19 protein-coding genes and 1 pseudogene are annotated in these 19188 nt (G+C 51.6%); 9 read left to right on the top strand and 11 right to left on the bottom strand.

Annotation, left to right across the window (positions count from 1 at the left end):
• The first annotated feature begins 159 nt into the window (after window positions 1-159).
• Entirely contained in the window at window positions 160-1497 is a 1338-nt protein-coding gene (locus tag ACKQAD_RS09705; protein WP_336870220.1) for an NCS2 family permease, read from the top strand.
• Between the two features lie 57 nt (window positions 1498-1554).
• Here ACKQAD_RS09705 and ACKQAD_RS09700 read toward each other — a convergent pair whose 3' ends face one another.
• The 3 genes from ACKQAD_RS09700 to aegA form a co-directional block, all read right to left on the bottom strand.
• The gene (locus tag ACKQAD_RS09700) at window positions 1555-2298 is read right to left on the bottom strand and encodes a 4'-phosphopantetheinyl transferase family protein (protein WP_409159973.1); all 744 of its coding nucleotides are present in this window, start codon (window positions 2296-2298) and stop codon (window positions 1555-1557) included.
• 189 nt (window positions 2299-2487) lie between these two features.
• Window positions 2488-2997: a 4Fe-4S binding protein gene (locus ACKQAD_RS09695; protein ID WP_409159972.1), complete on the bottom strand. Its 510-nt coding sequence runs from the start codon at window positions 2995-2997 to the stop codon at window positions 2488-2490.
• The gene (gene aegA, locus ACKQAD_RS09690; RefSeq protein WP_409159971.1) at window positions 2994-5018 is read right to left on the bottom strand and encodes a formate-dependent uric acid utilization protein AegA; all 2025 of its coding nucleotides are present in this window, start codon (window positions 5016-5018) and stop codon (window positions 2994-2996) included. Before aegA ends, ACKQAD_RS09695 begins: the two co-directional genes overlap by 4 nt.
• 441 nt (window positions 5019-5459) lie before the next feature.
• Between aegA and ACKQAD_RS09685 the strand changes: the two genes are divergently transcribed.
• From ACKQAD_RS09685 to ACKQAD_RS09675, 3 genes are read left to right on the top strand one after another with little or no spacing between them, the layout of a single operon-like run.
• Window positions 5460-6131 (top strand): CsgG/HfaB family protein, encoded by a 672-nt coding sequence (locus ACKQAD_RS09685; protein WP_409159970.1) that lies wholly within the window; start codon window positions 5460-5462, stop codon window positions 6129-6131.
• Window positions 6132-6149: 18 nt separating this feature from the next.
• Entirely contained in the window at window positions 6150-6509 is a 360-nt protein-coding gene (locus tag ACKQAD_RS09680) for a DUF4810 domain-containing protein (RefSeq protein ID WP_409159969.1), read from the top strand.
• Window positions 6506-7165, top strand: coding sequence for a DUF799 domain-containing protein (locus ACKQAD_RS09675; RefSeq protein WP_409159968.1), 660 nt, complete (start codon window positions 6506-6508; stop codon window positions 7163-7165). Before ACKQAD_RS09680 ends, ACKQAD_RS09675 begins: the two co-directional genes overlap by 4 nt.
• Before the next feature lie 84 nt (window positions 7166-7249).
• Here the strand turns inward: ACKQAD_RS09675 and ACKQAD_RS09670 are convergent, their stop codons facing one another.
• Entirely contained in the window at window positions 7250-8752 is a 1503-nt protein-coding gene (locus ACKQAD_RS09670) for an MFS transporter (RefSeq protein ID WP_409159967.1), read from the bottom strand.
• 103 nt (window positions 8753-8855) lie between these two features.
• Between ACKQAD_RS09670 and ACKQAD_RS09665 the strand changes: the two genes are divergently transcribed.
• Complete coding sequence (locus ACKQAD_RS09665) at window positions 8856-9407, top strand: TetR/AcrR family transcriptional regulator (RefSeq protein WP_409159966.1); 552 nt, start codon at window positions 8856-8858, stop codon at window positions 9405-9407.
• A gap of 46 nt (window positions 9408-9453) precedes the next feature.
• On the opposite strand, the gene ACKQAD_RS09660 is transcribed toward ACKQAD_RS09665, so the two are convergent.
• Complete coding sequence (locus ACKQAD_RS09660; protein ID WP_409159965.1) at window positions 9454-9879, bottom strand: winged helix-turn-helix transcriptional regulator; 426 nt, start codon at window positions 9877-9879, stop codon at window positions 9454-9456.
• A gap of 114 nt (window positions 9880-9993) precedes the next feature.
• Here ACKQAD_RS09660 and ACKQAD_RS09655 point away from each other — a divergent pair, with 114 nt between their 5' ends.
• Window positions 9994-10845 carry an SDR family oxidoreductase gene (locus ACKQAD_RS09655; RefSeq protein ID WP_409159964.1) on the top strand — a complete coding sequence of 284 codons (852 nt, stop codon included), beginning with the start codon at window positions 9994-9996 and terminating at the stop codon, window positions 10843-10845.
• A 58-nt stretch (window positions 10846-10903) separates the two neighbouring features.
• Here the strand turns inward: ACKQAD_RS09655 and ACKQAD_RS09650 are convergent, their stop codons facing one another.
• Entirely contained in the window at window positions 10904-11467 is a 564-nt protein-coding gene (locus ACKQAD_RS09650) for a DUF6933 domain-containing protein (RefSeq protein ID WP_409159963.1), read from the bottom strand.
• Between the two features lie 159 nt (window positions 11468-11626).
• Between ACKQAD_RS09650 and ACKQAD_RS09645 the strand changes: the two genes are divergently transcribed.
• Both ACKQAD_RS09645 and ACKQAD_RS09640 read left to right on the top strand, forming a co-directional pair.
• Window positions 11627-11893 carry a helix-turn-helix domain-containing protein gene (locus ACKQAD_RS09645; protein WP_409159962.1) on the top strand — a complete coding sequence of 89 codons (267 nt, stop codon included), beginning with the start codon at window positions 11627-11629 and terminating at the stop codon, window positions 11891-11893.
• Window positions 11893-13213: pseudogene (locus ACKQAD_RS09640) on the top strand (type II toxin-antitoxin system HipA family toxin). Before ACKQAD_RS09645 ends, ACKQAD_RS09640 begins: the two are co-directional and overlap by 1 nt.
• A 32-nt stretch (window positions 13214-13245) precedes the next feature.
• Here the strand turns inward: ACKQAD_RS09640 and mnmE are convergent.
• The 5 genes from mnmE to rpmH all read right to left on the bottom strand — a co-directional run bounded on the left by mnmE (window position 13246) and on the right by rpmH (window position 17115).
• Window positions 13246-14610 carry a tRNA uridine-5-carboxymethylaminomethyl(34) synthesis GTPase MnmE gene (gene mnmE / locus ACKQAD_RS09635; protein ID WP_409159961.1) on the bottom strand — a complete coding sequence of 455 codons (1365 nt, stop codon included), beginning with the start codon at window positions 14608-14610 and terminating at the stop codon, window positions 13246-13248.
• Window positions 14611-14738: 128 nt separating this feature from the next.
• The gene (gene yidC / locus ACKQAD_RS09630) at window positions 14739-16373 is read right to left on the bottom strand and encodes a membrane protein insertase YidC (protein WP_409159960.1); all 1635 of its coding nucleotides are present in this window, start codon (window positions 16371-16373) and stop codon (window positions 14739-14741) included.
• Window positions 16374-16375: 2 nt separating this feature from the next.
• Entirely contained in the window at window positions 16376-16633 is a 258-nt protein-coding gene (gene yidD, locus ACKQAD_RS09625) for a membrane protein insertion efficiency factor YidD (RefSeq protein WP_071821043.1), read from the bottom strand.
• Window positions 16597-16956 carry a ribonuclease P protein component gene (gene rnpA / locus ACKQAD_RS09620; protein ID WP_071821045.1) on the bottom strand — a complete coding sequence of 120 codons (360 nt, stop codon included), beginning with the start codon at window positions 16954-16956 and terminating at the stop codon, window positions 16597-16599. Before rnpA ends, yidD begins: the two co-directional genes overlap by 37 nt.
• An 18-nt stretch (window positions 16957-16974) precedes the next feature.
• Window positions 16975-17115, bottom strand: a complete 141-nt coding sequence (gene rpmH, locus ACKQAD_RS09615; RefSeq protein ID WP_015842368.1) for a 50S ribosomal protein L34 — start codon at window positions 17113-17115, stop codon at window positions 16975-16977.
• Window positions 17116-17787: 672 nt separating this feature from the next.
• On the opposite strand from rpmH, the gene dnaA reads away from it, so the two are divergent.
• Complete coding sequence (dnaA, locus tag ACKQAD_RS09610) at window positions 17788-19185, top strand: chromosomal replication initiator protein DnaA (protein ID WP_409159959.1); 1398 nt, start codon at window positions 17788-17790, stop codon at window positions 19183-19185.
• Window positions 19186-19188 lie beyond the last annotated feature (3 nt).

Below are 19188 nucleotides of genomic sequence, written 5' to 3'. Positions count from 1 at the left end.
TAAAATTAAGGCGTTTCAACCGAGGGATTACGATGCCATCAGCATGGTATTAATAGGTTCTTCTTATTCGATGAAAAAAAACGTGGGATCAACGTAAAAACGTAGCGTTTTGTTATAGGATACTTGACGACAGTTATTCCCTTCTTTGGATTGTTACTCATGAATAAATCACAACCCGGTCTTGCTACCGAGCAAGGCTTGCTGGAGCGTGTGTTTAAACTTAAACAACACGGTACGACAGCCCGTACGGAAACGATTGCCGGTTTCACGACGTTTCTGACGATGGTTTACATCGTTTTTGTTAACCCGCAGATTCTGGGCGTGGCGGGGATGGACACCAAAGCTGTTTTTGTCACCACCTGCCTGATTGCGGCATTCGGCAGTATTTTGATGGGGCTACTGGCTAACCTGCCTGTGGCACTGGCTCCGGCAATGGGGCTGAATGCGTTTTTCGCTTTTGTCGTCGTGGGCGCGATGGGGCTGCCATGGCAGGTTGCGATGGGGGCTATTTTCTGGGGCGCAATCGGTTTCCTGTTGCTGACCATCTTCCAGATTCGCTATTGGATGATCGCCAATATCCCGCTTAGCCTGCGGTTGGGTATCGCCAGTGGGATCGGGCTGTTCATTGCCATGATGGGCCTGAAAAACGCCGGCATTATCGTTCCTAACCCTGAAACGCTGGTGACCATTGGCAACCTGACGTCGCACAGTGTGCTGTTGGGGGCGCTGGGCTTTTTCATTATTGTTGCGCTGGCTTCACGCAATATTCACGCTGCGGTGCTGATCTCCATCGTCGTGACTACCTCGATTGGCCTGCTGCTGGGTGATGTGAAGTTCGCAGGTGTGTTCTCTATGCCGCCGAGCGTTACGTCGGTAGTTGGTCAGGTTGATTTAGCGGGTGCGCTGAACCTGGGAATGTCCGGCATTATCTTCTCTTTCATGCTGGTTAACTTGTTTGACTCCTCCGGTACGCTGATCGGCGTGACGGATAAAGCCGGTCTGGTGGATGCGCGCGGTAAGTTCCCGCGTATGAAGCAGGCGCTGTATGTTGATAGCGTTAGCTCTGTGGCCGGTTCATTTATCGGAACCTCCTCCGTTACGGCGTATATTGAAAGCTCCTCTGGCGTGTCCGTCGGTGGGCGCACCGGTCTGACCGCCGTGGTAGTTGGTCTACTGTTCTTGCTGGTGATCTTCCTATCACCGCTGGCGGGTATGGTGCCTGCCTATGCGGCGGCTGGCGCACTGATTTACGTGGGCGTATTGATGACATCCAGCCTGGCGCGTGTGAAGTGGGATGACCTGACGGAAGCCGTTCCAGCCTTTATTACCGCTGTGATGATGCCGTTCAGCTTCTCGATTACCGAGGGGATCGCGCTGGGCTTCATTTCTTACTGTGTGATGAAGTTAGCGACGGGACGCTGGCGTGAAATCAGCCCGTGTGTGGTCGTGGTTGCGCTGCTGTTCCTGTTGAAAATCGTGTTTATCGACGCGCATTAATCCGTTCGTGGCTCTGGGGGCTTTCCCGGAGCCACAAGTCTGCAACAAGGCGGCCGGCTACTGTGAGGCGCCAGAGGTGACTTTTTCTATCGTATGGCTGGTTAATTTCATATAGCGTAAAGACTGGCGCTGCTGCTGTAGAATTTCTCCCGATTTTCTCATGCCCGATGCTGATGTATATTTCCACATGATCAATCGGTTAAGTGTAGGGATATGGGCGCAGGCCCAGGCAAGATAATCATCAACATCGCTCATCACTTCTATGGCGGGGATGCAGGTTGAGCGCAGCCTGCCAGAGGCGGGGTGAAGTTTCAGGTGATTGGGAGGGTGGCTGTTTACGCCAGGGATTTTCATCAATGACTGACGGATGGTGCATAACTGCGTTGCCGCTTCAAGCGGATCGCGCTGAGCGTCGATCCACGCCTGCTCGGCCAGAGTCTGCGCCTGCATCTGTGGAATAGCCTGATTCGTCGGCCTGACATGAACGATTTCGATATCCATACCCACGCTTCCTTCTTCGCTCAGGAGGATGGCGATGGTGTTGCCTGCATAGCCGATGCTGAAATTGGGCATATTGGGATCGGCAAAATAAGGGCGTCCTTCAGGGGACTCCAGCAGTGTGGGTAACAGCGGATAGCCGAAAAAATAGAACATCATCTCAGCCAGCAGCACGCGACTTTTCAGATAACGCTCGCGGCGTTTGGCTGAAAACCCCTGTGTTGATGAGATGAGCCTATCGGGCAGTCTTTGTAAGTCAGGAAGCGCTTCCGTGCTTGTCCACCTGACAAAATGGCAGGTCATTGTTCACTCCGTGATCGTGATAAAAGATGGGAACCTATCAGGCATTACCAATGCATATTATCAGACTAATATGTGATCTAAAGAAAAATCGATGGATAAATCGGCGATAATTATTAGTTAGGCACAACGAATTTTCTGCATCGTGTGTTTTGTGGCGATCCTTCCCTGCCCGTCACCTTCCAGTCTGTTTTAATGGCTCGGCCACCCTAGTGCGGAACGCCGCTGTTTTTCCAGCGTCTGCTTGCGCAGCTCATCCTCGGTCACTAATCGCAATGCCGATGTTGGACACACGCTGACACAGGAAGGGCTCTGGGCGACATCCACGCACAAGTCGCATTTGTGAACCTCGCTTTGCGTGAGGTGTGTTTCTTCCTCGTCATTCGACGCTTTCGTTACCACATTGATGGCCCCAAAGGGACAGGAGACAACGCAGCTTTTGCAGCCGATGCAGCGGGACTGAATAACCTGGATGCTATCCCGATCGCGCACCAGCGCGTCATTTGGGCACACGCTGGCACAGGGCGCATTCTCGCACTGCCGGCACAGAACCGGTACGCTGACGCTGGCGCTTTTTACGACCTTCAGGCGGGGAAAGAAGTGAGAGGGCCGCAATTGCGCACGTTGACCACCGCTATGGGCAACCGCGCAGGTCCGGCAGCCAATACATTTTTCTGCTTCGGCGATAACAAATTGATTCATGAGCGGAGCTCCTCGCGGGTTGGGTGCGTTTCAGGGCGTTGCGGGTGTGCAGGAATGGCACCCGTGACGGCGGTCAGTCCCATCGTTGCAATCATTCCCAATGCGGCTTTGCGCCCGTCGGCAATGGCGGTTACCACCAGATCGGCACCGCGTACGGCATCGCCGCCAGCAAAAATACGCGGATGGTTGGTCTGGCAAGGTATCTGACGATTAAGGGGGGCCGTGATGTACCCCCAGTTATCCAGATCGACGTCGGCCTCTTCCAGCCACGGCATACTGTGCGACTGAAAACCAAATGCGGTTATCACGGCTTCCGCAGGCTGGACGAATTCTGAGCCAGGAATAGGGCGCGGACGACGACGGCCGCTGGCGTCAGGCTCGCCCAGCTCGGTACGAACCAGACTAATTCCGCACACTTCGCCCTGTTCATTAAGGCAGATTTTTTGTGGCTGGACGTTAAACATGAACTCCACGCCTTCTTCACGGGAGTTTTTCACCTCTTTTTTCGAGCCGGGCATGTTGGCTTCATCGCGGCGATACGCGCAGGTGACGGATACCGCACCTTGCCGAACGGACGTGCGTAGACAATCCATCGCGGTATCCCCACCACCGAGCACCACGACGCGCTTGCCCGCCATCGAGATATAAGGCTCATCCTCTAATTCAGGTAGACCCATGACGTGTTTGGTATTGGCAATCAGGAAAGGAAGCGCATCAAAGACGCCGGGAGCCTCTTCATTATCAATGTTGGCCTTCATGGAGCGGTAGGTGCCTACGCCGAGGAAAACGGTGTCATAGTCGTCCAGAAGCTGGGCCAGAGAAATATCTTTCCCCACCTCGGTATTCAGCCGGAATTCGATTCCCATGGCGCTGAACACTTCACGGCGGTGAATCAACACTTCTTTATCCAGCTTGAATGACGGAATCCCGAACGTGAGCAGCCCACCAATTTCCGGGTGACGGTCAAATACCACGGCCTGCACACCGTTGCGAGCCAACACATCGGCACAGGCTAGCCCTGCTGGGCCCGCCCCGACGATCGCCGCGCGTTTGCCGCTGGGAACGACTCGCGTTATGTCGGGCGACCAGCCCATTGCCATGGCAGTATCGGTAATGTAGCGCTCAACGTTGCCGATCGTGATGGCGCCGTACTCTTTACCCAGCGTACAAGCTCCTTCGCATAGCCTATCCTGCGGGCAGACCCGGCCACAGATTTCCGGTAGGCTGCTGGTTTGGTGCGACAACTCGACGGCTTCAAGAATCCGCCCCTGCTTTGCCAGACTCAGCAGTTCAGGAATATTGTTATGCAGCGGGCAGGTCCACTCGCAGATCGCGCGTTTGCCGCAGGAAAGGCAGCGGTCAGCCTGATCTTCCGTCTGCTGCATAGAGAAGCCATGATAAATTTCATCAAACGTGGACGTTCTCTGGGTCAGTGGTTTTTTCTCGGCATCCCGGCGCGGCCAGTTTTTTCTTTTACTGAGCGGATTGGTTGTCAGTGCTTTCAGCACGGGCGTTTCACGTTGCCAGTGGGAGGTTGAACGCAGCGCCATCATCTGCTGTTTTTCCTGACGGCGGGCCACCAACGTTTGTTCGCTGATTAACTGCAAGGCTTGCGTCGGACAGGCTTCTACGCACGCTTGCCCCTCAGGGCGGTCGGCGCAGAGATCGCATTTATGGGCGACGGTGCTGTTGTCCACAGGGTTGGTCACCATGGACATCGCACCGAACGGGCAAGCCAGTACACAGCTTTTACAGCCAATACACTTTTCCTGAACGAGCTGAATGCTATTGTCTTTTCTGATCAAGGCCTGCGTTGGACACATGCTGGCGCAGGGGGCATCTTCACAGTGACGGCATGTCACAGCAGCCCGCAGCGTTGGCGTATTGAATGCCTTGATTCTGGGCTGAAACACCGTGGCGTTATCTGGATACCGCTCATCATTGTGTGAAATGACACAGGCGATTTCGCATGCATGGCACCCCATACAGTCTTGAGTACTGGCAATAACAAATCGGTTCATTACCTTCCCACCCTGGATCCCTCGATCGTGGCCTTTATCCTAATCGCTGGATAACACCCTGACCTTGATATAGAGCAGGTATAAAGTCGGATAATGTTAAATCTCACGCTTGTTATTAATGAAATTATTGAATCGTTTCAGTAAGTTGTAATGTTATGTGAAAGTAATGGCATGGTTGCATATAACCTTGTTTTTTATCCGGTTTACAGCGATTTATTCTAGGTGAAAATTCTGGTTTTCATTATTTTTGTCAATTTTCCCATGAAATAACTCGTTACTTTTCCTTACACCCCTCATAATGTCGAACGCTATTTAAATGCAGCAACACACTGTTTCATCAAAACCGTGTTGCAGCTAATTAACGTTTTTACGGAATTTTCATTATTAATCAATAATATATAGTTACTCAGGGTTAATGGATTGTCACTAAGGGATCGTGTTATGAATAAAAAAGTCGTTCTTTGTTCTGTATTCATGTCAGCCGCGTTATTGAGCGGATGTGCTACAGAATCTTCTCGTACCGTAGAAGCACAAAAAGTCACTTCTTACAGTACGCCTTATCAGGGCGTTCGCAGCCCAATTTCCGTCGGAAAATTTGAAAACCGCTCTAGCTACATGAACGGGATTTTTTCTGATGGGGTTGACCGCTTAGGTAATCAATCCAAGACCATTCTTGTGAGCCATCTTCAGCAGAGCGGCCGCTTTAATGTGTTGGATCGCACCAATATGGAAGAGCTGAAAGCGGAAGCGGGTATCAAAGGACAAACGCAGACGCTGAAAGGTGCTAGCTATGTTATTACCGGCGATGTGACCGAGTTTGGCCGCAAAGAAGTGGGTGACCATCAACTGTGGGGCATCCTTGGTCGCGGCAAGACACAGGTTGCTTACGCAAAAACTACGTTGAATGTGGTGAACGTGCAAACGTCTGAAGTCGTGTATTCCGTACAGGGCGCGGGCGAGTACACCTTGTCTAACCGTGAAATTATCGGTTTCGGCGGTACGGCCAGCTATGACTCGACGCTGAACGGTAAAGTGCTGGATTTGGCTATTCGTGAAGCCGTCAATAATCTGGTTGCGGGAATTGAAAGTGGTGCCTGGCGCCCAGCGAACTAATGGAATAGGAATATAACAATGTTATCTCATAAGAAGATTGTCCTGCTGCTTGCAGCGACAGTACTGGCTGGCTGTGCGTCCCAGCCAAAAACGATTTATAGCTGGGACAAATATCAGCCCGCTCTTTACGATTACTATCAACAAGATAAAGTCGGTCCAGAGCAGCAAATTCTTGCTTTGAATGAATCGATCGAAAAAGCAAAAGCCGCGAATAAACCTGTCCCGCCGGGACTCTATGCTCAACTCGGGTTGCTGTATGCCAATACTGGCCGTGATAGCGAAGCTCGCCAACAGTTTGAAACTGAAAAAGCGAAATTCCCTAAATCAGCACCTTTTATGGACTTTCTGTTGAGTAAAAATAAAGGAAATATTAAATGAATCGTTTCTTAGGATTATGCGGCTTGGTTTTTGCGCTTATGCTGACCGGCTGTGCTAAACCCGTTCCCTATGACTACACGGCATTTAAGCAGAGTAAGCCTAAGTCGATTCTGGTATTGCCGCCGGTTAACCACTCGCCTGATGTGAAAGCGAGCTATAGCCTGCTTTCACAAGTCACCTATCCGCTGGCGGAATCAGGCTATTACGTATTACCCGTCGCTGTAGTGGATGAAACGTTCAAACAGAATGGTTTGTCTACTGCGTCAGATATTCATGCACTGAGCACGGCGAAGCTGCATCAAATCTTTGGTGCTGATGCTGCGCTGTATTTGGATGTGAAAGAGTATGGTACTTCATACATCGTGATTAGTAGTGAAACCCGCGTTTCTGCGGATGCACGTCTGGTTGATCTGCGTACCGGAAAACTGCTGTGGAGCGGAAGTGCAACCGCTTCCAGCAACGAGCAGCAATCAAACTCGAACGGCGGCATCATCGGTGCTTTGGTGCAGGCGGCAGTGAGCCAAATTGCGGACACGATCTCTGATAAAGGTCATGATGTTGCTGGTGTGACCAGCACGCGTCTGCTGGCTGCGGGTCATCCACGCGGTATGTTGTACGGGCCTCGCTCGTTGCAATACGGTAAAGAAACGTACTGATCCGTTATGTAGTTCGTTGCTAAATCGACATTACCAACGCCGTTCGTCATTGAACGGCGTTTTTTATCGTCTTAACCTATGGCGTTATACATCAGCGGCCTGATTACGATGTTGTTTATTATGGCGCGTTGTCCACACGAAAGCGGAGGTCAACAGTAGGATCAACGTTGCTGCTGCCAGCACGGTGGAAAATCCGGAATCAAAGGCGGAATGTGCCTGTGCGGTAAGAATACGCTGCATATTTTCCGGTAAGGATTCGGCAAAAATTAATGCCTCGTCCAGACTGTCATAGGCGGTGTCCGGTGCGCTAAACCCGGTGGGCAGCATAAACGTTGCGGAATACGCGAAAGACAGCAAACTCCCCATCAGCGTCACGCCCGTCGCGCCCCCTAATTCATAAGACACTTCTTCGATTGAGGCCGCCATACCCGCTTTTGCCGCTGGAGCAACCTGCATAATGGTGCTCGATGCAGCCGTCATGGTAGAACCCACGCCAGCGCCAATCACCATCAGGCTGATGACTTGTACGAGGATGGGGGCATTGTGGAGCAGCAAATAGCTTCCCATTCCGAGCCCGGAAACCAGCAGGCCAGCGGATAGCATGGTCCCACTATTTACGCGCGGCAGCATCCTTCCGGTCAATGGGCCGGAGATAAAGGACGCCAATGACAGAGGCAAAATGAACAGCCCGGCCTGTAGCGGAGACAGGCCGACCACAAGTTGTAGTCGCTGGGTGAAAGCCAGCTCCATTCCGATCAAGGCGGCCGCTGCTACGATAGCCGCAGCGACGGCGGCGCTAAAAGGCCGCAGGCGGAAGAGCGAGAAATCGACCAGAGGATGCTTGCTGTTACGCTGACGCCGAACGAACAGGATAATGAACGCCACGCCGATCAGCAGTGCGATTAGCGCATCTTCATAAGACGGAACCCGCTTGCCCAGCTCTTTTATGGCATAGGTTACGCCAATCAAACCCACCATAATCAATAGAGAACCAAAGAAATCCCAGCGGTGTGAAGCCTTGCCCGGCCGGTGTGGAATCACGGTGATTCCCATGATGAGCGCAAGCAGAACGACCGGTACGTTAATCAGGAAGACCGAGCCCCACCAGAAATACTCAAGCAGTATCCCGCCCATCACGGGGCCAAATGCCGCGCCGCCGGAGGCTACCGCAGCCCAGATGCCAATCGCCAGTGCGCGTTCCCGTTCATCAGAAAAGGTCAGACGGATAATGGAGAGCGTGGCGGGCATCATCATCGCCGCACCCGCTGCCAGCAAAGCACGGGCGGCGATGAGCATATGGGGAGTAGGCGAATAAGCGGCGAACAATGACGCGGTGCCGAAAACAACCAGCCCGGAAATAAATAATGGTTTATGGCCCAGCTTATCACCCAGCGTGCCCATTCCCAGCAGCAAGCCGGAGGCAACCAACGCGTAGATATTCACGATCCATAACTTGTCCGATGCCGTGGCGTGCAAGTCGTGAGTCAGTGTCGGGAGTGCGGTGTACAGTACCGTCATGTCGATAACAATCAGGAACAGTGCACTGGAAACAATAGCCAGGATCAGCCACTTTGTTGGTGATTGCATAACAGGATCTCTGCCTCGATCTTCCATTTTTCATCTGTTGGATAGCGTTCTGATGATATAGAATTGCTTTTTAAATACAAACGTATTTTAAATTGGGGAAGATATGGGGCGTCATAAGAGTATTGATCGTGCGTGCGTATTGGATGCGGCGGAAAAGATCGTTCATACACAGGGCATTGCCTCGTTGACGATTGATGCGGTCGCCAAAGCGGCGGGCGTGACAAAAGGCGGCATTCAGTCGTGCTTCGGTACGAAAGACGAGCTGATTAATGCCATGTATCAGCGTTGGGAAGATGAGTTTGATGAGATGACGGCTGCGTGCATCGGCACGGATTACAGCCCGGAAGCCAGAGTTCGGGCGTATATTGACGTCACTTATCGCACAGATGCCGCAGAAGGCGATCGCGCGGCGGGCATGATGGCTTCATTGCTGAACATGCCTGATTATCTTGCTAAGTCGCAGGCGTGGTATGATCGTCAGTTAGCCGGGCTTGACCTGAATTCGCAGGAAGGGCGAGATGCCCGGCTGGCGTTTCTGGCATCGGAAGGCGCATTCCTGCTGCGCTATTTTGGCTTTATGGCGGTCGATGACGAGGCTTGGAAAGCCATTTTCACGGATATTTCCCGCCTGCTACCCAATCGCGCCTCTTCCTGAGTAAGAACCTCTGCTCAGGGGGGCGCAATGTTTATAGTTTTATGAGCTATCGCTTGAATGATGATGGCTGGATGGCTTTTTGTTCACCTGACCGCTGTGCTGCCATGATCTCGTCCAGATTCCCTTCAACCCATATCGCCAACGCTTTCACCCGTTCGCCGACCTCTTTGCCTAATGGCGTCAGATTGTATTCAACATGTGGCGGAACAACCGGATAGGCGGTTCGCAGGACAAAACCATCACTTTCCAGCCATTGCAGGGTCTGCGCCAGCATGCGCTCGCTCACGCCGCCAATCCGTCTACGCAACTGGCTGAAGCGATGCGTATCATCAAGTAACGCGATTAAAATCAGTACACCCCAGCGACTGGTAACGTGGTTAAGTATCTGGCGTGAGGGACATTTCTCAGCAAAGACATCACCGGATGGCAGAATAGGCGGCAATAAATCTGCGGATGTTTTGGATTGTTTCACTATACTTACCTTTATGTGTGTACTTACTTAAAATTAGCTTTGCCGATATTATGCCATTCAGTTCTTGTTAACAAAAGACGGTTAATAAAAGACAGTCAATTAAAGGAGCTTGAGATGATTGCTATTACTGGTGCATCTGGCCAACTGGGCCGCTTGGTTATCGCACAATTACTAGAGAAGGTTCCGGCGAGCGACATCGTGGCGCTGGTGCGTGATGTAAATAAAGTTGCCGATCTGTCTGCAAAAGGCGTGCAGGTGAAAGCGGCGGATTACAATCAGCCAGAGGCGCTGGCTTCTGCTCTGCAAGGTGTGGATAAAGTGCTGCTGATTTCTTCAAGTGAAGTCGGACAACGTGCGGCACAACATCGCAATGTCATCGACGCGGCGGTGAAAGCCGGAGTGAAGCTGGTTGCGTACACCAGCCTGTTACACGCAGATAAATCGCCGCTGGCGCTGGCGGAAGAACACAAACAGACAGAAGCGCTTCTGAAAACATCTGGTTTGCCGCATGTTCTGCTGCGCAACGGCTGGTATACCGAAAACTACGCGGCCAGCATCCCTGCGGCGCTGGAGCACGGTGTATTTATCGGTAGCGCGGGCGAAGGGAAAATTGCCTCCGCTACGCGCGAAGACTTCGCTGCCGCAGCGGTCGCGGTGCTGACGCAGGAAGGACAGGCTGGCAAGGTTTACGAACTGGCTGGTGACGAGCCTTACACGCTGACGGAGTTGGCGGCAGAGATTAGCAAACAGTCTGGTAAATCTATCAGTTATCAAAACCTGTCTGAAGCGGAGTTCACCGCCGCGCTGGTTTCCGCTGGGCTACCCAATGTTTTCGCGCAGATTATTGCCGATTCAGACGTCGGAGCCTCCAAAGGCGGTTTGTTTGATGACGGCAAGCAACTGAGTCGCCTGATCGGTCGCCCAACGACGCCGCTGTCAGCCGTCGTGAAAGCGACGCTGAAATAATGCGTAAAAAGTAACGCTTAAAAGATCGGCCCAGAGATAATTCTGGGCCGATTGCATCTTATAAAACAGCCAACCGCGATAGTAACGTTAACATCTCTTTTTGTGGCCAAAGATAACCCTTATCTTTTACGGAACAAGGTCTGTCTGCCATTTGCTGGCTGAGGGCGTACCCCGATAGTTCTGCAACCTTAAGATTATCAAACCAGACAATGTGCTTAATATCACCTTTCATCTGATTCAATGTACCTTGCACAGAACGGCTGCACTGCGTATCTACTTGTAGTGGGCGCAAATAATGTTGTGCTGCGTTGAGTTGAGCTTCATCTGCACCACACTTGAGTAGGGTATTGATGAAGCTATCCACAAAGTAGTTATTTAGCTCTGCGAAATCCTTCTTTATCAACGCCGGAATGACCAACGGAAATCGGGTGGCATCGTGCACCAGCAGTACACAATTTCTACGCTGCAAGGTGATTAAATTTCCGTGCCAGTTACTCAGTGGGTTGATATCTATGGCTGGTTGCGTAAATAACCACTGGCTGCGGGGTGTGGCAGCAAACTGTCCGCTGTTATTCAGTGGTAAATGACCGAACAATTTGTGTGTGGAATGAAGTTGAATCATCTTATTCCCCTGTTCTTCAGTATCCGCCTTATTGCTTATATTCTATTTACACGCCATAGCAGGTAAATACACATTTAACGGCTATAGCGTGTAATTCTTGTTTTACCTGTTAAAGCGTGTAATATTTATTCTACCGTCTATAACCGGTAGGATAAGAGAATGAAGGTCACCAACAGCCAGCAGCTTAGCAGCTATCTGAAAGATGTTCGTATCACGCAGAAGCTTTCACAAGGGAAAGTGGCCAGTAAAGTGGGTATTCGTCAGGATACGGTATCCAGCTTCGAGCAACATCCTGATTCCACCAAGCTGGAAACCTTCTTTAAAATTCTGTCGGCATTGAACTTAGAACTTACTGTTACGCCCAGGAATGTGGATACCGCCAATAATGAAGCCTCTGTTGCATCATCCTGGAAGGAAGAATGGTAATGGCTGCGCTCGATGTTTACATGAACGGCTATCGGGTGGGGATTCTGACCAAAACGGGCAGTGGGGCACATCATTATTTCCTATGATGCGAACTGGCTAGGGTTGCCGGGGAGTCGCCCTATCTCGCTCTCGATGCCGATGCGTCATCAGCCCTATCAAGGTGATGAAGTTTATAATTTCTTCGACAATTTGTTGCCGGATAACCCGGATATCAGAAGACGTATTGTCGCCAGACATCACGCTGACTCCACCCAGCCGTTTGATCTGCTGGCTAAAGTGGGGCAAGACAGTGTCGGTGCGTTGCAATTGGTGCCGCAGGGTACACCTGTTCGCGATATAAAAAATATAGAATACAAAATATTATCCGAGAAACAGCTTGAAAACATACTGGCGGGATACCTGTCCGATGCCCCGCTCGGGATGATTGATGCAGAAGATGATTTTCGTATCTCTATCGCGGGGGCACAGGAAAAGACGGCACTGCTTTATCTGGATGATCGCTGGTGTCTGCCCCTCAATACCACACCCACTACCCACATCATCAAGCTACCGATTGGTAAAATCGAGAGTCACTCTTACTCAATTGATATGTCTGACAGCGTTGAAAATGAGTATCTGTGCATGCTCATTGCCAAGGCATTTGGGATGCCAGTGCCGCACAGTTTTATGATCAAAGTTGGCAAGATAAAGGCGCTGGCGGTGGAACGTTTTGATCGCAAATACGCCTCGGATGTCAGTTGGATTATGCGGTTGCCGCAGGAGGATTTTTGTCAGGTATTAAACGTTCCTTCCGCACTGAAATATGAAAATCATGGTGGACCGGGTATTTCCGCCATTATGTCGTTTCTATTGGGTTCGGTTGAGCCAGAAAGGGATCGTTATCGCTTTATGCAGGCTCAGGTACTGTTTTGGTTATTGGCTGCAACGGATGGTCATGCGAAAAACTTTTCCCTGTTTATTGAATCTGAGGGGCGATATCGACTCACGCCTTTCTATGACATTATCTCTATGTATCCGGCGATGGGCGGACGGGGAATTGGCCGCAGAGAGGCCAAACTGGCGATGGGATTGACTGGCTCAAGAGGCAAGGAATATGCGGTTGAGCAAATCTTTCCCCGGCATTTTTTCCAGACGGCGAAGGCCGTTGGATTTGCCAGAGAATCAATGGGAAACATTCTGGCGGAGTTTTCACAAACCGTTGATACCGTCATTACGACGGTTGGAAGTCAACTGCCTGTGGATTTTCCTACTCATATCAGTGATGCAATCCTGACCGGATTGCAGGCTGGGTCGAGACAGCTCATGAGCGGATGGGAGTAATTTCCCCGACGAAAAATATCGGGGAGAGCGAATCACTTCCCAATACAGAAGCTCGAAAAGATACGCCCCAGCAGGTCGTCAGAGGTGAATTCCCCCGTAATTTCACTCAAAGCTTGTTGCGCCAGCCGCAGTTCTTCTGCCAGCAGTTCCCCTGCATAGGCGCTGACCAGCTGTTCTTTACCCTGAATTAGATGCTGGGCCGCCAGCTCCAGTGCTTGCAGGTGGCGACGTCGTGCCAGAAAACCACCTTCTGTGTTGCTGGTGAAACCCATAGTTTGCTTAAGATGGTCGCGCAGTGTGTCCACGCCTTCACCCGTGCGGGCGGAAAGACGGATAAGTGAGTGAGTATTCACATCTTCGAGGCCAAGCGTTTCGCCAGTGATGTCAGCTTTGTTGCGCACCACGGTAATTGGCAGCGTTTTCGGCAGGCGTGCCATAAATTCGGGCCAGATTTGCTCAGGTTCAGTTGCCTGCGTAGTGGTACCGTCCACCATGAATAGCACACGGTCGGCCTGCTCGATTTCCTGCCAGGCACGCTCAATACCAATGCGTTCGACTTCGTCGCTGGCATCGCGTAGTCCGGCGGTGTCGATGATATGCAGCGGCATGCCGTCGATGTGGATATGTTCACGTAATACGTCGCGTGTGGTTCCCGCAATATCCGTGACAATTGCCGCATCACGACCCGCTAATGCATTGAGTAAGCTCGATTTACCAGCGTTAGGGCGACCTGCAATCACGACCTTCATTCCTTCACGCAGCAGGCTACCTTGATGTGCTTCGGCTCTGACGGCATCCAGATCGGCCATTACGCCATTGAGCTGTGCTTCAATTTTGCCATCGGAGAGAAAGTCGATCTCTTCATCCGGGAAGTCGATGGCAGCCTCGACGTAGATTCGCAGGTGAGTAAGTGCTTCCACTAACTGATTTATACGGGTGGAAAATACGCCTTGCAGGGAGTTCAGCGCTGAGCGGGCGGCCTGTTCCGAGCTGGCGTCAATCAGATCGGCAATGGCTTCCGCCTGTGCGAGATCGAGTTTGTCGTTCAGGAAGGCGCGTTCAGAGAATTCGCCAGGGCGTGCGATGCGCACGTTGGGCAGTGTCAGAATGCGTTTCAGAAGCAAATCAAGAATAACCGGGCCGCCGTGCCCCTGAAGCTCCAGCACGTCTTCGCCGGTAAAGGAATTCGGACCGGGAAACCAGAGGGCGATACCCTGATCAAGTGTAGTACCGTCGGCATCGCGGAACGGCAGATAATCCGCATAACGGGGCTTAGGGCGTTTACCCAGCACAGCCTGTGCGACCTCGGCGGCTGCCTGTCCTGAAACGCGCAAAATACCCACACCTCCGCGTCCCGGTGGCGTGGCTTGGGCGACGATGGTGTCGGTATTACTCATGATGTTCTCTCTGCATTGATGCCTGTCTGGCAGGCTATTTTACGTGTCGCTGGCTGATAAAGCAGCTGCTAAAAAATAAGGCGGTCAATGACCGCCTTACGCTTTCTATCGGTTAGCCATCAACCGGATTATTTTTTCTCGCGGCTATGCAAACCACGTTTTTCCAGGCCGCGATAGATCAGCTGCTGCTGGAGGATGGTAACCAGGTTGCTGACGATGTAGTACATAACCAAACCTGACGGGAACCACAGGAAGAAGACTGTAAAGATGACCGGCATGTAGGTCATGATCTTCTGCTGCATTGGGTCGGTCACGGTGGTTGGCGACATCTTCTGGATGAAGAACATCGTCACGCCCATCAGGATCGGCAGAATGTAGTACGGGTCTTGTGCAGACAGGTCATGAATCCACAGGGCGAACGGCGCATGACGCAGTTCAACAGAACCCATCAGCATGTAATACAGCGCCAGGAAGATTGGCATCTGAATCAGCAGCGGGAAGCAGCCACCCAACGGGTTCACTTTCTCTGACTTGTACAGCGCCATCATTTCCTGACTCATGCGCTGTTTGTCATCACCAATACGCTCGCGCATCGCCTGCAATTTAGGTTGCAGTAAGCGCATTTTCGCCATTGAGGTGTATTGCGCTTTCGTCAGCGGATACATGATACCGCGCACGATAAAGGTGATGGCAATGATGGAGAAGCCCCAGTTGCCGATAAAGCTATGCAGGAATTTCAGCAACTTAAACAGCGGCTGAGAAATAAACCACAGCCAGCCGTAATCTACGGTCAGATCCAGATGCGGTGCGACAGCAGCCATCTTGTCCTGAATCTCCGGGCCGACCCACAGCGTCGCGTTCAGGTTCTGTTGGCTACCCGCGGCAACCACAACCGGTGCAGCTTTGAAGCCAATAGCGGCCTGGCCGTTACCCAGTTTACTGGTATAGAAGGTGTTAGCGCCTGCCGTCGTTGGAATCCATGCGGTGGCGAAATACTGTTGCAGCATCGCTACCCAGCCACCGTTGGTGGTGATGTTCAGGTTTTCGTCCATGTCGCTGAAGCTATACTTTTTGTACTTGTCTTCGCTGGAGGAGAACGCTGCGCCACGATACGTGTGTAGTGCAAAGTTGCTGCTGCCGGTATCACGGTGCTTAGGCAGATCGATAGACTGCTTTAACTGGCCGAACAGCGTAAGCTCCAGAGGCTGAGCGCTGGTGTTGTTGACGCTATAGTCAACGTTCAGTGCATAACCGCCACGTTTCAGAACAAACGTTTTGGTGTAAACCACGCCGTCAGCAGCGGTGTAGGTCATCGGAATACGCAGTTCTTCCTGACCCTCAGCCAACTCGAAGCTATCTTGCGTGGTGGTAAACAGCGGACGTGGGCCGTTAGCCGGGTTGTCTGGGCCGTTTTTGCCAGTTAAACCGCTCTGAGCCTGATACACAAACTCCGAGGTGGTTTCCAGCAGATGGAAAGGTTTATCTGAACCCAGTGTGTCCGGGTAAGCCAGCAGGTGCGCTTGCTCGACATCGCCGCCACGCGTATTGATTGTCAGCGACAGTACGTCGGTTTTCACCGTGATCAGCTTGCCTTGACCGCTGGCTGGTACGCCCTGGTTGTTAGCATCACCGGTCACTGCGTTCGTCGCCTGCTGTATGGCCTGCGTGGTGGTTGGCGGATTTTTATCCGTTTCCCAAGCCTGCCAAAGCATAAAGGTTACGAATAGCAGAGCGATGAGAAGAAGATTGCGTTGCGAATCCATCGTTAATGTTCTCTGTTATTGTCGGTTTTTGGCGGTACGGGATCATCACCACCAGGGTTCAAAGGATGGCATTTTAATACGCGTTTAAGCGTCAACCAACAGCCTTTTATCATGCCGAACCTGCGTATTGCTTCAATCCCGTATTGCGAACACGTTGGCCGGAACCGGCAATGTGGTCCGAGTAACGGGCTGATAACAAGTTGATAACCGCGTATCAACCCGATCAGGAGTCGGGAGCCAAACGACGGTGCCGACGCCATAGTTTTTCCAATGCTTCCGTCAGGGTGCGGTTATCCAGCTCAGACACCCCTTTTTTCACGAGCACCACAAAATCCATTGCAGGCAATGAATGTTGATGCAGGCGAAAGCTTTCGCGCGTCAGGCGTTTAATCCGATTGCGTTCATGAGCACGTTTTACATGCTTTTTGGCGACGGTAAGACCGATGCGGGGATGCCCCAGCGAGTTCAGGCGGCCGAGAATGGTAATTTGCGGCGTGCCAGCCCGTTGCGGTTGCTGGAAGACGAAAGTGAAATGACTGGGAGTTAACAAACGTAACTCCCTGGGAAATGCGAGCTTAACCACTCGGTGGGTTAGCTTTTATTACTTAGAAACAGACAGACGAGCACGGCCTTTCGCACGACGGCGGGCCAGAACTTGACGACCATTCTTGGTGGCCATACGAGCACGGAAACCATGGCTACGGTTACGCTTCAGTACGGACGGTTGGAAAGTGCGTTTCATGGCGATTTCTACCTAAACTTGGAAAATTATAACTTCACAGTAAACGCGTTTGGCTGTTCGGCGTGAAAATGACCGACGCCTCAATCGCATATCACAGTCTATATAACGGAAAGAGGCAGGATTGTAATAATTGTGCAGTCCTGAGTCAATTAACATCACACTTCACACGCCAGCCATTCCGACTATTTTTGGAATTTCTGCCTGTCAGAGCACAGAAAAGGCGTAGACGCGCGGGCAGGGAATTATACGGACTCTGTTGCAAAGCGCAAGGATCCTCCTACGATCTGTCCGGCAAGATCATGATCGATATCACCGTAACAATTGTGTGTACGAGGGTATGTTTGAGTGCGTTTCACAAGGAGGGGATAAAACGCATACCTGCCGCCCATTTGGCGTGCCGCAGGGAGCCGCGATAAGAATAGCCTGTGGATAAAAAGGATCGAAACTGTGCAGAAGGGGAAGATCTCTTTGGCGGATTAGGTTATGATCCGCGGTCCCGTCAGCGATCCTTTTGATGGATCGTCGGGGTAAATCGCCGCGCTATGTGGTGTGTCTGCTATCTGAATTGTGAATGAAGCAAGTGTGGATAACGCAGGCGCCAAAAATCATGAGTTACATAAATAACGTCTTATTCTTTTCTTTTTGATCGTTCTTGTTCGAGTGGAGTCCGCCGTGTCGCTTTCGCTTTGGCAGCAGTGTCTTGCCCGTTTGCAGGATGAGTTACCTGCCACAGAATTCAGTATGTGGATACGCCCGTTGCAGGCGGAGCTGAGTGATAACACTCTGGCGCTCTACGCCCCCAATCGCTTTGTGCTGGATTGGGTTCGTGATAAATACTTAAATAATATTAATGGTCTGCTGAATGATTTCTGCGGAATGGATGCCCCTTCACTGCGTTTTGAAGTAGGGAGTAAACCGCTGGTTCAGACTATCAGCCAGCCTGAGCAGCCGCATCATAAGCAGGTCAGTGTTACACCTCAGCAGCAGGTACGTTCAGCACCGGTACGTCCAAGCTGGGATAATTCCCCTGCGCAGGCGGAGCATACCTACCGTTCCAATGTGAACCCCAAGCATACGTTTGATAACTTCGTTGAGGGTAAATCGAACCAGTTAGCACGTGCGGCGGCGCGTCAGGTGGCCGATAACCCCGGCGGCGCCTATAACCCGCTGTTTCTTTATGGCGGCACTGGTTTGGGTAAAACGCACCTGTTGCACGCGGTGGGAAATGGCATTATTGCCCGCAAGCCCAACGCGAAAGTGGTCTACATGCACTCCGAGCGTTTCGTGCAGGATATGGTAAAGGCGTTGCAGAACAACGCGATTGAAGAGTTCAAACGCTACTACCGTTCTGTTGATGCACTGCTTATTGACGATATTCAATTTTTCGCGAATAAAGAGCGTTCGCAGGAAGAGTTCTTCCATACCTTCAACGCGCTGCTGGAAGGCAACCAGCAAATCATTCTGACGTCTGACCGCTACCCGAAAGAGATCAACGGCGTGGAAGATCGCCTGAAATCCCGCTTCGGCTGGGGGTTAACTGTCGCCATTGAACCGCCAGAGCTGGAAACCCGCGTGGCGATTCTGATGAAAAAGGCAGATGAAAATGATATTCGCCTGCCAGGCGAGGTAGCCTTCTTTATTGCTAAGCGACTGCGTTCTAATGTGCGTGAGTTGGAAGGCGCACTGAACCGCGTCATCGCGAATGCTAATTTTACCGGCCGCTCGATCACCATTGATTTTGTGCGCGAAGCGCTGCGCGATTTGCTGGCGTTGCAGGAAAAACTGGTTACTATCGACAATATTCAAAAGACCGTGGCGGAATACTATAAAATCAAGGTAGCCGACCTGCTGTCTAAACGTCGTTCCCGCTCGGTGGCGCGTCCGCGCCAGATGGCGATGGCGTTGGCGAAAGAACTGACGAATCACAGCCTGCCGGAAATCGGCGATGCCTTTGGCGGGCGTGACCATACGACGGTGTTGCATGCCTGCCGCAAGATTGAGCAGTTGCGTGAAGAAAGCCACGACATCAAAGAAGATTTTTCCAATTTAATCAGAACTCTATCGTCATAACAC

It is taken from the genome of Pectobacterium artocarpous (assembly GCF_046159765.1).
GTDB lineage: Bacteria > Pseudomonadota > Gammaproteobacteria > Enterobacterales > Enterobacteriaceae > Pectobacterium.
This window is presented reverse-complemented; position numbering and strand designations above follow the sequence as displayed.